This is a genomic window from Enterobacter sp. 18A13, assembly GCF_007035975.1.
Lineage (GTDB): Bacteria > Pseudomonadota > Gammaproteobacteria > Enterobacterales > Enterobacteriaceae > Enterobacter > Enterobacter vonholyi.
Window position 1 is genome coordinate 1,646,561 of record NZ_AP019634.1, and the last position, 13,946, is coordinate 1,660,506.

At 58.4% G+C, this 13,946-nt stretch carries 13 protein-coding genes, 1 tRNA gene and 1 pseudogene; 6 read left to right on the forward strand and 9 right to left on the reverse strand.

Going from position 1 to position 13,946, the window contains the following annotated elements; genetic code table 11:
• Nucleotides 1-16: 16 nt before the first annotated feature.
• Genes FOY93_RS07945 through FOY93_RS07955 form a run of 4 tightly spaced genes read right to left on the reverse strand, consistent with a single transcriptional unit; the run spans nt 17 to nt 3,830 of the window.
• Nucleotides 17-1,450 (reverse strand): AMP-binding protein, encoded by a 1,434-nt coding sequence (locus tag FOY93_RS07945; RefSeq protein ID WP_111964523.1) that lies wholly within the window; start codon nt 1,448-1,450, stop codon nt 17-19.
• The gene (locus FOY93_RS07950; protein WP_115874669.1) at nt 1,447-2,565 is read right to left on the reverse strand and encodes an MBOAT family O-acyltransferase; all 1,119 of its coding nucleotides are present in this window, start codon (nt 2,563-2,565) and stop codon (nt 1,447-1,449) included. The genes FOY93_RS07945 and FOY93_RS07950 overlap by 4 nt, the downstream gene beginning before the upstream one ends.
• A 9-nt stretch (nt 2,566-2,574) precedes the next feature.
• Complete coding sequence (locus FOY93_RS23905) at nt 2,575-2,697, reverse strand: hypothetical protein (protein ID WP_256371422.1); 123 nt, start codon at nt 2,695-2,697, stop codon at nt 2,575-2,577.
• Nucleotides 2,694-3,830 (reverse strand): D-alanyl-lipoteichoic acid biosynthesis protein DltD, encoded by a 1,137-nt coding sequence (locus FOY93_RS07955; protein WP_143345711.1) that lies wholly within the window; start codon nt 3,828-3,830, stop codon nt 2,694-2,696. The genes FOY93_RS23905 and FOY93_RS07955 overlap by 4 nt, the downstream gene beginning before the upstream one ends.
• A gap of 277 nt (nt 3,831-4,107) precedes the next feature.
• On the opposite strand from FOY93_RS07955, the gene FOY93_RS07960 reads away from it, so the two are divergent.
• Nucleotides 4,108-4,195 (forward strand) — tRNA-Ser (locus tag FOY93_RS07960).
• 44 nt (nt 4,196-4,239) lie between these two features.
• Here FOY93_RS07960 and FOY93_RS07965 read toward each other — a convergent pair.
• From FOY93_RS07965 to hpxO, 3 genes are read right to left on the reverse strand one after another with little or no spacing between them, the layout of a single operon-like run.
• On the reverse strand, nt 4,240-5,175 hold the full coding sequence (locus FOY93_RS07965) for a PDR/VanB family oxidoreductase (protein ID WP_143344906.1): 936 nt from the start codon (nt 5,173-5,175) through the stop codon (nt 4,240-4,242).
• Nucleotides 5,176-5,186: 11 nt separating this feature from the next.
• On the reverse strand, nt 5,187-6,224 hold the full coding sequence (gene hpxD, locus FOY93_RS07970) for a molybdenum cofactor-independent xanthine hydroxylase subunit HpxD (RefSeq protein ID WP_143344907.1): 1,038 nt from the start codon (nt 6,222-6,224) through the stop codon (nt 5,187-5,189).
• A gap of 14 nt (nt 6,225-6,238) precedes the next feature.
• Complete coding sequence (hpxO, locus tag FOY93_RS07975; RefSeq protein WP_143344908.1) at nt 6,239-7,393, reverse strand: FAD-dependent urate hydroxylase HpxO; 1,155 nt, start codon at nt 7,391-7,393, stop codon at nt 6,239-6,241.
• 239 nt (nt 7,394-7,632) lie between these two features.
• Between hpxO and uraD the strand changes: the two genes are divergently transcribed.
• Both uraD and uraH read left to right on the forward strand, forming a co-directional pair.
• Entirely contained in the window at nt 7,633-8,133 is a 501-nt protein-coding gene (gene uraD, locus FOY93_RS07980) for a 2-oxo-4-hydroxy-4-carboxy-5-ureidoimidazoline decarboxylase (protein WP_143344909.1), read from the forward strand.
• Entirely contained in the window at nt 8,130-8,453 is a 324-nt protein-coding gene (gene uraH, locus FOY93_RS07985; protein WP_133294126.1) for a hydroxyisourate hydrolase, read from the forward strand. Before uraD ends, uraH begins: the two co-directional genes overlap by 4 nt.
• Here the strand turns inward: uraH and guaD are convergent.
• Together guaD and FOY93_RS07995 are read right to left on the reverse strand one after the other, a co-directional pair.
• Nucleotides 8,433-9,752, reverse strand: coding sequence for a guanine deaminase (guaD, locus tag FOY93_RS07990; RefSeq protein WP_133294127.1), 1,320 nt, complete (start codon nt 9,750-9,752; stop codon nt 8,433-8,435). The two genes, uraH and guaD, sit on opposite strands and share 21 nt — an antisense overlap.
• A 100-nt stretch (nt 9,753-9,852) precedes the next feature.
• Nucleotides 9,853-11,349, reverse strand: coding sequence for an NCS1 family nucleobase:cation symporter-1 (locus FOY93_RS07995; RefSeq protein WP_143344910.1), 1,497 nt, complete (start codon nt 11,347-11,349; stop codon nt 9,853-9,855).
• Between the two features lie 144 nt (nt 11,350-11,493).
• Here FOY93_RS07995 and FOY93_RS08000 point away from each other — a divergent pair, with 144 nt between their 5' ends.
• From FOY93_RS08000 to puuE, 3 genes and pseudogenes are all read left to right on the forward strand, one after another.
• Nucleotides 11,494-12,210: a GntR family transcriptional regulator gene (locus tag FOY93_RS08000; RefSeq protein WP_143344911.1), complete on the forward strand. Its 717-nt coding sequence runs from the start codon at nt 11,494-11,496 to the stop codon at nt 12,208-12,210.
• Nucleotides 12,210-13,081 (forward strand): annotated as a pseudogene (hpxA, locus tag FOY93_RS08005) (allantoin racemase). Before FOY93_RS08000 ends, hpxA begins: the two are co-directional and overlap by 1 nt.
• The gene (gene puuE, locus FOY93_RS08010; protein ID WP_232057393.1) at nt 12,999-13,898 is read left to right on the forward strand and encodes an allantoinase PuuE; all 900 of its coding nucleotides are present in this window, start codon (nt 12,999-13,001) and stop codon (nt 13,896-13,898) included. The pseudogene hpxA and the gene puuE overlap by 83 nt, the downstream one beginning before the upstream one ends.
• Nucleotides 13,899-13,946: the final 48 nt, after the last annotated feature.

Below are 13,946 nucleotides of genomic sequence, written 5' to 3' on the forward strand. Positions count from 1 at the left end.
ATTTTTCCTGGAGTCATTAATTTGTGCGGGCGTAAGCGTCCAGCAGCTTGCGGTCAATTTTGCCGTTGGGATTCAGCGGCAAAGCGTCTTTTACGATAATTTGTGAAGGCACCATATAGTGCGGAACCACCTTAGAAAGCGACGTTTTGATGGTATCCGGCGCCATATCGGTCACGCAGAACGCGGCAATGCGCAGCACGCTGCCGCAGGATTTCATCAGCGGCAGAACCACCGCTTCGTTGATGCCGGACATGGCCAGCAGGCGGTTTTCAATCTCGTTAATTTCAATACGGTAGCCATTCAGTTTGACCTGGCTATCGTTGCGGCCCTGGCAGTAGATAAGTCCCGCTTCATAGCCCAGATCGCCGGTCCGGTAGCCGCGAAATGCTTCATTTTCCCGACGGAGTAATTTTTCTGCGTTCTCCTGCGGTAGGCCCAGGTAGCCGCGCATGACGTTTTTACCCCAGATAATCAGCTCGCCTTCAGCGGAAATTTCCATTCTGCTCTCTGGCATCATGACCCCCACCGGCAGCACGGCGCTGTCGCTGTTCAGGATCTCATCCGTGATTTCAACCACGGTGGTCGCGATGGTCGCTTCCGTTGGACCATAGGAGTTAATGATTTTTGCCTGCGGGAAGCGGCGGCGAAGCTGTTTAACCAGCGCTTTATTCAACACTTCACCAATGAAGATAAAGACGTTGAGTTCAGGTAAATACTCGCTGTTAAACTGCGGGGAAAGCAGCTGCTGGTAAGCAAAAGAGGGGGTGGAAATCCAGGCGGAGACGGCATTGCTTTTCAGTCGTTCCAGCCAGTTCTCTTTTTGAATGTCTTCTTTGGCGTTCAGCACGATGTGTCCACCCATCGCCAGATTCGCCAGCAAAGGGATCAGGGAGAGGTCAAAACTGAACACCGCGTGGTTCATCAGCACTGGTTTTTCCGGCAGCGAAAAGTCCTGGCTGACCCATTTCATGAAGTGCCATACGCTTTCACGTCCAATCTGCACCCCTTTAGGCTTGCCGGTGCTGCCTGAGGTAAACATGATATAGGCCAAATCCTGCTCCTCCAGCACCTTGCCCGGTTCACCGGTGGCGATAAACTGCCGGGTCGCGACGTCGTAATAGTAAGGGGCGCTGGCCAGATGGCAGATCTCCCGCAGGCGCTCCTGCGGGTAAATGCAGTCCACCGGAATGTACGGAATGTTGTGCAGCAGGCAGCTATAAATCGCCACGGCGAACTCGGCCTGCTGGTGTCCGTACAAGACGACCGGCGTACCGGCAACAGGCTGGCAACGCTGATAGCGCTGCGCCCAGTCCGTCACGGCCGCGGAAAGCTGCAGCCAGCTTAAGGCTTCGTCGCTGCCGCTGATGGCCAGCTGCTGCGGGGAGGCGGGATCGCATAATGCCGCACGCAAGAAATCGTGCATTTCCTGAAGATCGGAGTGATTTTTCATAGAGGTGACATTCCACTAAAGATGTAAAGGGAGCCCGCGGCGCTTCCCAGCGTCAGAATGCGTCCCAAAAATGCAACGGCCGGATACTGCAAGCCGCGGTGTAACGTCGGGCTGCGTTTGGCTGACCACAGCAGCATGTTATGAGCGACAGAAATGCCGCCAAACAGCGCGCCGCTGATGACGTAATGGCGTTCCAGGCCATTCCATGCCCCCATGCAGAACAGGGTGCAAAAAATACCGATATTTTGCGCCAGCGTTTTGTTCTGACGGAAAAAGTTGAACTTCATCAGGTTCATATAAACGGGCATAAAGACCACATCGCGCAGCCATTCAGACAGGCTGATGTGGAAGCGGCGCCAGAAATCCTGCGGGTTCTTTGCCAGAAGCGGCATATTGAAGTTTGCCGGAATGTTGAGTCCAAACAGGCGGCCTGCGCCGATGGCCATATTGCTGTAGCCCGCAAAATCAAAGTACAGATAGGCGCTATAGGCAATCGACATCACCACGCCCACGGTCAGCGTAAACGGCTTATGGCTCCAGGGCTGCACGACGAGTGAATCAACCAGCATCGCAAACAGGAACTTCTGGACAATGCCGGTAATGATTTGCTCCAGCGCCACTAAAAACTGTTCGCGAGTAAGGGCAAAGACGGGCTTGCTGACGTCGCTCATCCATGTCCGCCAGCGGTACATTGGGCCCGCCAGAATAATAAAGGGCATAAACAGATAGCAGAAATAGTGCAGGAAATTCTGCCCTTCTTTTTTACTGCGATAGAGCAGTACGTCTACCGCGCGGAACGTCATAAAAGAGAGGCCGATCATGCCGAGATGATGATTAACGTGCAGTTTCACCAAAAATAAAGGAAGCAGCGTTAACACAATCGCCTGCCAGGTTTTTAACCATCCTTTTTCTTTTAACGCGGCGACAAGGTAAAAACTAAAAAAAACGACCGCGGGAACACGGTAATCACCCTGAAAAATATAGCCCCAGCCTAATGCGGCCAGGACGGATAAGGCCGATAAATACGTCAGGCGATGGCGTAATACGCGATTGACCAGCGCAAACGCCAGGGCGGATGAAAACAAATAGACAAAAAACATTCCTGAGCTATACATCATTCGGCCTCAGAACTTTTGATATTCAAAATGCAGCTGCATACTCATGCTGTCATCGACAGAGGTCCACGCGACGACGGTAATCGCCAGCAGGAGATAAAGGAAAAAAAGACGGATCGCAATTTTCATCATTTAAAACTCTGTGCAATAAAGCGAATCATAGGAACCCAGGCCAGTTCGGAAGGGTGCAAACGATCCCAGTTCCAGCCATTCTGATAAGGCATGGCGTACATATCTAAATAGGGGATCTGGTTCTTTTCCAGAATGGTTTTAATTTGCTTATCAACCGGGCGGAAGGTATCGGTGTTGTAAAGCGCCCAGGGGTTAACCGGGTCGACGATAGCAATCACCTGCACGTGATGTTCTTTCAGCAGCTGGACGGTTTTACTGAAAGCGGCGATTTGCGCAGGCACGACCGGCGTGTCGTCCCACTGTTGCCGCGTACCGTCCTCTTCGTAAATCGTTTTGTCCATCCACAGGGTGGCCGCGCTCTGCTGGCGTTTTTTATTTAACTCGCGGGCATTCGCCAGCTCTTTATCCCAGTCAGGGATAATGCGGGTGGCTGGCTGCGGCGGCCAGGTCTGAACCGTCTGGGGCCTAATGTTGAGCAGCGACAGCCAGTCGTTTTTTATCATGGTACAGACGTTCGCAAACTGGAAGCTCAGCTCCTCCCAGATCAGATCGGGATGCCAGCCAAAGACGTGCATTTGGCCAAAGGTTAAATGGCTTATTTCTTTACTATCAATATGCTTTAAATAATTAACCAGCAGCGGGCGCGCCTGCGGATCCTTCATCAGTGGATTAAAAATAGAGCCGGGGAAATTATCGGCATAAATAGCCGGTGGCAGCCCTTTTGAGTAAAAGCTGTCAGGCGCCAGCAGCAAAACAACTTTACTGTTTGCGTTAAGGCTATTTTTAAAGCGTGAGAATAGTAAAAATTGCGTTTCATCATCGACAAACGCATCGCCATACGCCACGACGGGTTTGTGTAATTGCTTATTAAAGTAATTATATACAGCGTAATGTTCATCTTCTGAGGTGGCAACCTCAGACGCGCCAATGAAGAAAATAGCATTCCCTTCTAAGGCATGAGAAATAGTGGCAATTTTTTCCGCCTGTTCTTTAGGCGTACCCGCCATTGATTTAATCAGCGGCTGGAAGGTGAGCGGTGGATCGAAACTCGTCACCAGCGGGTGAACACAGAGAAACAAAATGGCCAGCGTCGCCATCAGGATATGTAAGCAAAGCGAATTTTTGATTTTCATCATCAACCAGTAACACTGCATGGCAGTAATTTCTAAATCTGTGGCTACTCAGATTTATAACAATTACACAACAAATGACCGTTTATTTTTGTGGCATTCTATACCAGAGGGTTTTAAAACGATGAGCGTTGCTATGTTACGGTATGTACAAGGTCGCGGAGAATGATGTGAAGTCAGCGTTTGGGTGACTTTTTGCGCAGTCAAACGCCTGTGGGGAAAAATAGAAAAATTCCTGCTTTACAAGGCGCTAATAGATGTTTATAGTGCGCCTCACTTTGGAAGCGTGGCCGAGCGGTTGAAGGCACCGGTCTTGAAAACCGGCGACCCGAAAGGGTTCTAGAGTTCGAATCTCTACGCTTCCGCCAAATTCGAAAACCCTGCGATAGCAATATCGCAGGGTTTTTTCGTTTTACAGCCCAATCACCAGCTCCCCGGAATGGCTTCGCGAACAGCACAGCGCCACCTGCTGGTTCGTCGCGCTTTTTTCCGCCTCCGACTGCACGCTATCCCGGTGATCCACCACGCCGTCAATCACCGGCGTCAGGCACGCGCCGCAGATCCCCATTTCGCATGACAGCGGAATGTCTACCCCGTTTTCCTGTAATACCTGGGCGATGGTCTTATCCGCAGGCACCGGCCAGCGCTCACCGGTGGAGGCCAGTTTGACCGTGAAAATCTCCCCGGTTTCACCGCCTGCGGCGGGCGCAACGGGTTGAAACGCCTCGCTGTGAAGTTGGGCGTCATCCCATCCCTTTGCAGTGGCGACCTCACACACTTTTTCCATAAATCCTGCCGGTCCGCATATCCAGGCGTGAAGCCCCGCCTCGGGCGCGGGGAGATGCTCTGCCAGCGTTATGCGCGGGCTGGCGGTATGAATGAGGCACTCGTCGAACCGGGAGAGTTCACGCGTAAACGCCGCGCTTTCGCGGTTTCTGACGTAGTAGTGCAGCGTGAACGGCGTTCCGGTTGCCTTCAGCTGCAGGGCCATCGCATACAGCGGCGTAATGCCAATGCCCGCCGCCAGCAGCAAAACCCGCTCTGCCTGCTGAAGCGGAAACAGGTTGCGCGGGGCCGATATTATCAGCTTCTGCCCGGGACGCAGCGTCTCGTGAACGTAGCGCGACCCGCCGCGCGAGGCGGTTTCACGCCCCACGCAAATAAGATAGCTCTCGTCCCCACATGCTCCGGTCAGTGAATACTGGCGCACCACGCCGCAGGGCAGGTGGACATCAACGTGCGCGCCGGCCTGCCACGCCGGCAGCGCTTCGCCGTTTTCAGCCACCAGCCGGACGGCGAGGCTCTTGTCGCCCTCGCGCCACAGCCCGTCAACAATCACGCTCAGCATATCGGCCTCCGTCATACCAGGAAAAATTCGCCAAAGCCCATCTTCTTCAGCCCCCGACGGTAGGCAATAGAGCTTTTATCTGCGGGAATATGGGCTTCCAGCGTCAGATCCAGCGGCAGGCTTTCCGGGCGCTGGGTTTCGACCATCAGGCGATCCTCTTCAAAAATGCGCAGGTTAAAGGCATGCACATCCTCCACCGGAATATGCAGGTCAAAGTTGCGGGCGATAGGGGCGAACATGCGGGTCACGCGCGATGACACCGGCGACGCGGCGTTCATAATGACCAGTCTCGATTCACCCGGAAAATGAATCGTCAGGGTGGCGGTGAACGGCAGGTGCATCTCAAAATGGCGCAACCACTGGAACCCTTCCGGAGCCTGCACGGGGGAACTGGCGGGATAGTTGCTCACGGAGCTCCAGTAATCCGCCACGAAGCCAAACGGCGTCTCCTGCGGCTGATAGTGGGGCACCAGCGGGTTATTGGGGTCGGCAAAGGTTTCGGTGTGGATCCAGGCAAAGTGCGCCACGTCCAGAAAACCCTCTACCTGACGTCCGGCAAAGCCGTTGACCTCAAACGCCGGGCAGTTAATCTGCTGAAATCCGGCGTCATCCCAGTGCGGCATGGTTGGCAGCGGCGCGGGGTTTTCCGGATCAAACGCCAGGCAGGTCCAGATCAGCCCGAACCGCTCCTCCACGGCGTAGTTAATCAGGTTCAGCTTCGCCGGAACGGGCTGGTCGGGGCTGGAGGGAATACGGTTGCAGCGCCCGTCCTCCCCAAAGCGGAGGCCGTGATAGGGGCAGATAATCCCGTGCTCGTCGTGAAAGCCGAGCGTCAGCGGCACGCCGCGGTGCGGGCAGACGTCACGGGCGACCACGACCTGGTCGTGGATCCGGTAAATCACCAGCTGTTCATCCAGCAGGGTCGCCTTGACCGGCGCCGGGCCGACGTCGCAGGCGCGCGCGACCGGATGCCAGCATTTCGCCAGACGCAGCCAGTCCTCTGGCTCAAACGTACAGTGGGCGGGTGGAGTTGGTTCTCTTTTCATCATTATCCCTCTTGCGTTCAGCCTAACGGGCCGCCCTGAATGGTCTCGCACAGACCGTTGATGATGCGCTCTCCGGTCTCTTCGCTAAGCTCCTGATACCAGGCCTGCGTCAGCGCCATGTCTTTCCCGTGGGTGACGTCGCAGCGTTTACGCGCCTTCAGGACCAGGTCGCGCACCCGGTCGCAGCGCAGCGCCTCGTACTGCCGCAGCGCCAGCGTAATATTATGGTTTTCACGCAGGCACTCCCCCAGCACGACGGCGTCTTCCATCGCCGCACAGCCGCCCTGGCCGATATCCGGCGTGGTGCTGTGCGCGGCGTCGCCGAGCAGCGCGACGTTGCCGCGCACCAGGCTGTCGAACGGCTCAATGTCGTGGATTTCAATGCGGTTGGTGGTTTCAGGATCCAGCGCCGCGATAAGCTTCTGCACCGGCGGCGCCCAGCCGCGGAAGTAGCCCGTGAGATCGGCGCGCAGGGTGGTGCGATCTTCCGCCAGGCTTGCGGGCAGCGGCACGTCAAAAAAGAAGTAGAAGCGTCCGCCGGAGACGGGCATCAGCGACACGCGTTTGCCTTCGCCAACGAAGGTGGTCCACTGGTGCGCCGGGGCAATCTCTTCGTCAATCTTCACCAGCCCGTTCCAGTTTACGTACCCGGCGTATCGGCGCTCCGGGGTAAACCCCAGCACATACGGGCGAACCGCCGAGTGGCTGCCGTCGGCGGCAATCAGAAAATCGCCGGTTGCCGTGGTGCCATCGGTGAAGGTGACGTTCACGCCCGCGTCGTCTTCATGGACGTGTTCCACGCGCTTGCCGAACTGCACCCTGTCGCGCCCCCAGAAGTCCAGCATTTCGCGCTGGAGTTCAGCGCGCGAGACGGGGCAGGGACGCCCGCCGGTACGCTCAACCAGCGGGGCAAGGCTAAAGCGGGTCAGAGTCTCGCCGCGCCGGTAATCCTTGTAGGCCATAAAACGCATCGGCCCGCCCCAGGTCTCGATGATGTCGCCCATGCCGAGGTGCTGCATGCATTTCACGCCGTTAGGCCAGATGGAGATGGCCGCCCCGACGGGCCTTATCTCCTTTACGGCTTCAAACACGGTACAGTCGATGCCCGCTTTCTTCAGCGCCACGGCAGCGCTCAGGCCGCCAATACCCGCGCCAATCACGATTGCTTTCATGCTTCTCTCCTTTTGCAGGGTGTAAAGACATTCAGCAATTTGCGTACCAGGCTGCAGAGTGGCGAAAACGGCGTTGTAAGGGAGACGTTTGCACTGCTAAGGTGCGTAAACGCGGTGGGCGTGCCTTTTTATGAATCAAAAATTTCCAGTTGAGCTATACGGAATCGACTGTTTCACGCCCGCGTTCAGGGTGGCGTGGTTTGTGCAATAGTCTGGAGAAGGATAATAAAGGAGACACTATGATCGCACTGCACGACTTCAATCAGCTTCCTGAGAAAGATGCTCTTACGCTGCTTCAGCCCTGCGTGGCGATACCCGGCTGGGCCGACGCGCTGGCTCTGGGGCGGCCATACGCCAGCCGGGACGAATTACTCAGTACGGCAAACGCGCTGACGCAAAACTGGGACGAAGCGGCGCTGGCGCAGGCCCTGAGCGCCCATCCGCGCATCGGGGAAAAGCCCGCGGGTTCAGCGGCGGAGGCGGCGCTGTCGCGTCAGGAGCAGGGCGCTGTGAACGATCGCGATGGCGCCCTTGCCCAGGCGCTGCGCGAGGGGAATGCCCGCTACGAGGCCCGCTTCGGACGCGTGTTTCTGATCCGCGCGAAGGGCCGCAGCGGCGAGGAGATATTACAGGCCCTGCACGCGCGGCTGGAGAACAGCGACGCGCAGGAAGTCCGCGCCGCGCTGGAACAGCTGTGGGAAATTACGCTGCTTCGGCTGGAAGGAGTTATTAGCGAATGAGCACACTCAGCACCCATATTCTCGATATCTCAACGGGCAAGCCCGCGGAGGGCGTAACGGTTCATCTGCAACAGGACGGGAAGACGCTGGCCACGGGCGTGACCAACGCCCAGGGGCGCATCGCCGCGTTCGTTGCCTCTCTGCCCGCGGGCCGCTATCGGCTGGTGGCGGAGATCGGGGCGTGGTTTAGCGAAACCGGTCGCGACACGCTCTATCCCAGTGCGCAAATTGATTTTGTGACGGGAGAAACGGCAGACGAGCATTTCCATCTGCCGTTTGTGGTTGCCCCCGGCGGATGGTCAACCTACCGGGGCAGTTGACCACACCCGCTCGCCGTTGACCCAGGTCTCGCTGATGTTGCGCTCGTCTCCGAGGGTCATCAGCACAAAAAGCTGCTCGTAGATATCCTGACAGCGGCGATTGCGCAGGCGCTGCAGCGGCGTCACGTCGGGATCGATGACCACAAAATCCGCCTCTTTGCCGGGTGTGAAGTTGCCAATCTTATCGTCCAGCCGGAGGGCGTGCGCGCCGCCCAGCGTGGCGTGGTAAAACGCCTCGCTGGCGCGCAGGCGGTAGCTCTGAAGCTGGCCGACCTTGTAGGCTTCCCCCAGCGTGCGCAGCATGCTGAAGGTCGTGCCCGCCCCAACGTCGGTGCCGATGCCCATCCGCACCCTGTGCTGCCAGCAGGCGGGCAGGCGAAACAGCCCGCTGCCGAGAAACAGGTTAGAGGTGGGGCAAAACGCCACCGCCGAGCCGGTGTCATGCAGGCACTGCCACTCGCTGTGGTGCAAATGGATCGCGTGGGCAAACACGCTGCGCTCGCCGGTCAGGCCGTAGTGGTGATACACGTCCAGATAGCGCTCGTGCTCCGGCCAGAGGTCGCTTACCCAGGCCACTTCGTTGGGGTTTTCGCTCAGGTGGGTCTGCAGCCAGGCGTCCGGGAACTCCTCTCTGAGCAGGCTGACCGCCGCAAGCAGCTCGGGGGATGACGTCGGGGCAAAGCGCGGCGTAATGGCATAGCCCAGCCGTCCCCGGTGGTGCCAGCGCTGGATTAGCGCCCGCGTCTGCCGGTAGCTCTGCTTCGCGTCTTCGCTCAGGTAGTCCGGCACGTGTCTGTCCATCATCACCTTTCCGGCGATAAGGCGCATGTTCAGGCGCAGGGCCTCGGTAAACAGCGCTTCGACCGATTCCGGATGCAGCGTGCAAAACACCAGCGCGGTGGTGGTGCCGTTGCTGACCAGCTGCTGTATGAAAAATTCGGCGATCTCTTTCGCGTAGGCCTCATCGGCAAACTGGCTTTCCACCGGGAAGGTGTAGGTGGTCAGCCACTCCAGCAGCTGTTCGCCAAAGGCGCCGATCATCTCCGTTTGCGGGTAATGGACGTGGGTGTCGACAAAACCGGGCAGCAGCAGCCTGCCGCGCAGGTCGGTGTAGCCCTTGTGGGGGTCAAGATACTGCTCGCCCTCCTGCCACGGCATCTGCGCCAGAATTTTTCCGCTCTGTATAAACAGCAGCCCGTCCTCAAGGTAGCGCGCGTGTTGAGCAATGGCGTCTGCGCCGTCGCAGACCCGGGCAATATCAAAAAATGCACCGCGTATCGCAGTCTGGTATTCCATCATGGTTCCTGCCTTCGTGTTTGCGTAGCGGGGGTGAGAAGGCTCAGCAAGAACGGTGCCAGAATGAAAGGGCCGCAGATAAGCTGCGGCCGGAGGACGAGGGTTACTCTTTTTGCGTTGCCACGCGGGAGCTGAACGACGTCGCGTCCGCCGTCTCACGATCTTCCCGCGCCAGCCAGCGGTAGGTCACGCCGCCGAGGAAGACGCCGATAAACCAGCTGAAGTTCGCCACCTCATGCAGGGCCGGGATAAAGCTAATCACCAGGCCCACGGCAACGGATGGGATCAGCGCGCCAATAGCCTTCGGGTTAAAGCCGTTGCGGTACCAGTATTTACCCTTTGGCGTGTCGTCGAACAGATCGTCAACCGACACCTTGCCGCGCTTAATCAGGTAGAAGTCGGCAATCAGAATGCCGAACAGCGGGCCGATGAACGCCCCGAGCACGTCCAGGGTGTAGTGGATAAGCTCCGGCGAGTTGAACAGGTTCCACGGGGTGAGCAGGATCGAGCCGACGGCGGCAATCATCCCTCCGGTGCGGAAGCTGATTTTCTGCGGCGAGCAGTTAGAGAAATCAAACGCCGGCGAGACGAAGTTTGCCACGATGTTGATCCCTATGGTGGCGGTGATCATCGTCAGCAGGCCAATCGCCACGGCCAGATCGTTGCCCACGCGGCTGACGGTCTCAATCGGGTCGGTGATCATGCGGCCAAACAGCGACTGGGTGCCGGAGACAATGACTACGGTGACGATGGAGAACAGCAGGAAGTTAAACGGCAGGCCCCAGCGGTTGCCGCGGCGGATCTCGCCCATGCTTTTACCGTAGCGGGAGAAGTCGCCAAAGTTGAGCAGCGGGCCGGAGAAGTAGGAGACTACCAGCGCGGTGGCGGTGATCATCTGCCAGGTCTGCTCGCCCGCGCTCAGGGATTTGCTGGCGAGGGTAAAGGATATCCCGTCAAAACCGGTCTTGTATACAATCCAGCCTGCGAGGGCAAGCATCACCACGTAGACCGCCGGACCGGCGATATCAATAAAGCGCTTGATGGCGGTCATGCCGTGCCAGAAGACCATCGCCTGCAGGACCCACATAATAGCGAAGCAGATCCAGCCCAGATGAGACAGGCCCAGGAACGCGCCGGCGGTGAGCGAAGAGAGCGATGGCCAGAACTTCAGCGCCACCAGCATCAGGGCGTTGGCGGCCAGATAGGTCTGAATCCCGTACCACGCAAAAGCGATCAGCCCGCGGATCACCGCCGGAATATTGGCTCCGAAGACGCCGAACGCCTGACGGCTGATCACCGCGTAGGGCACGCCCGCCATCTGGCTCGGTTTGGCCACCAGGTTGGCACACAGCTGCACGATGCAAATCCCGACCAGCAGGCAGAGCAGCACCTGCCAGCTTGCCAGCCCGAGCGTAAAGAAGCTCGCGGCGACAACATAACCCCCCATGCTGTGAACGTCCGACATCCAGAACGAAAAGATGTTGTACCAGCTCCAGTTCTGGTCACGCGTCGGTGCCAGATCCTCATTGCAAAGACGTGGGCTGTAAACCGCACCGGAATCAGCGGCCGTACCTTGCTGTGCGTTTTGACTGTTTGGCATGAAACCTGCTCCTGTGAATGAAAACCCGTTAAGCGGGAGTGCAAACGGTGTTGCAGGATCCAGGCCAAAATAATAAATCTTGTATGCAATATTTTATTTTTATGTATACGATTCGATAACGAAGAGTAAAAGACGGAGTGGTGAATGAACAACATAAACGCCCTGCAGACCGCGCCAGACCTGCATGACAAAGACGAATCGATCTTTCAGGCGCTGATGACCGCGATTGTCGAACATCAGCTGCTGCCGGGGAGCAAATTGCCGGAAGAGGCGCTGGCCGAGGTGTTTGGCGTAAGCCGCACGGGCATCCGCAAGGTGCTTCAACGACTCGCCGCTGTGCAAATGGTCACCCTGACGCCCAAGCGTGGTGCACACGTCGCCAGCCCGACGGTGGAAGAGGCGCGACACATCTTTCGCACCCGCGCGCTGCTGGAGGTCGCTAACCTTCCGGACGTGCTGGCGCACTGCCAGCCGCCGCACCTTGCCGCGCTGGAGACCATTATTCGCCAGGAGCAGCAGGCGCACGAGGCCTATGACGGCCCGGCGGCGATTCGCCACTCCGCCAATTTCCACATTCAGCTGCAGGCCATCTCCGGCAACCAGGTGCTCACTGAGATGGTGACCAGCCTGAGCCAGCGTTCTTCGCTGGTGATTGCCACCTGGGGCGCGCCGTGGCGTCAGGGCTGCCGCTGCAACGATCACGAACAGCTTGTGGATCTGCTGCGCCAGAAGGCGCTTGAGCCATTAAGCGATGCCCTCATGCTCCATTTTGAACATATCGTCGCCAGCCTCTGCTTCGAGCGGGCGGGCGAGTGCCTGCCTGATTTTGCCCGGCTGTTTGCCGGCCACAAGGAGTCGTAATGTCTGTCTGTATACAAGTGATCAACCCCAACACCAGCCTCGCCATGACGGAAACCATCGGCGCGGCGGCCCGCGCGGTGGCGGCGCCGGGGACGGAGATCCTCGCGGTCTGCCCGTGCGCGGGCGTACCGTCCATAGAAGGCCACTTTGATGAGGCCATCGCCGCCGTCGGTGTGCTGGAACAGATCAAAAAAGGCAGGGAACAGGGCGTGTCGGGTCACGTGATTGCCTGCTTTGGCGATCCGGGCCTGCTGGCGGCGCGCGAGCTGGCCCAGGGGCCGGTTATCGGCATTGCCGAAGCCGCGATGCACATGGCGACGCTGGTGGCGACGCGTTTTTCGGTGGTTACCACGCTGCCGCGCACGCTGATTATTGCCCGTCATCTGTTGCACCAGTATGGCTTTCAGGACCATTGCGCGGAGCTGCACGCCATCGACCTTCCGGTGCTCGCGCTGGAGGATGGCAGCGGTCTGGCGCAGGAAAAAGTGCGCGCGCGTTGTATACAGGCGCTGAAAGAGGATGGCTGTGGCGCCATCGTGCTGGGCTGCGGCGGCATGGCGACGCTGGCGCAGGAGCTGACCCGCGAGCTGCGCGTGCCGGTGATCGACGGCGTCAGCGCGGCGGTGAAGATGGTGGAATCGCTGGTGGCGCTGGGGCTGTCGACCAGCAAGCACGGGGATCTGGCATTCCCGGAGAACAAACCGTTAAGCGGGCATTTTCAGGCATTGAATCCATTTTAATTTTTGGGGGTGGCAATGGGGCTTTTTGAACAGGATTATCCGCGGGATTTGCGCGGCTACGCGGGCAACCCGCCGCACGCGCGGTGGCCGAATCAGGCGCGCATCGCCGTGCAGTTTGTGCTCAACTATGAGGAAGGGGCGGAAAACCACGTTCTGCACGGCGATGCCGGATCCGAGCAGTTCCTGTCGGACATTATCGGCGCGGCCAGCTACCCGGATAAGCACATGTCGATGGACTCCCTCTACGAATACGGCAGCCGCGCCGGGTTCTGGCGGATCCACAATGAATTTCAAAAGCGCGGCCTGCCGCTGACGGTCTTTGGCGTGGCGATGGCGCTGGCGCGACACCCGGAGATCGTTGAGGCGATCAAAGCCGCGGATTACGACGTGGTCAGCCACGGCTGGCGCTGGATCCATTATCAAAACATGGACATCAGTCAGGAGCGCGAACACCTGCATAAGGCGGTGCACGTTCTGACCGACCTGTTCGGCAAGCCGCCAGCGGGCTGGTACACCGGGCGCGACAGCCCCAACACGCGCCAGCTGGTGGTGGAGCACGGCGGTTTTGACTACGACAGCGACTACTACGGCGACGATTTGCCCTTCTGGACGGAAGTGGCCTGCAGCGACGGCACCCGCAAGCCGCACCTGATTGTGCCGTATACGCTGGATGCGAACGACATGCGCTTCGCGACCGCGCAGGGGTTTAACACGGCCGAGCAGTTCTATACCTACCTGAAGGACAGTTTTGACGTGCTGTACGAAGAGGGGGAAAGCGCGCCGAAGATGATGTCCATCGGCATGCACTGTCGCCTGCTGGGCAGACCGGGGCGTTTTCGCGCGCTGCAGAAGTTCCTGGATTATGTGCAGCAGCACGAGCGGGTGTGGGTCTGTACCCGCCAGCAGATTGCCGACCACTGGCGGGAGGTGCATCCGTTTCAGAAATAACTGAGCCGTCTTTAGCCGGGTGGCGGCTGCGCCTTACCCGGCCTACGG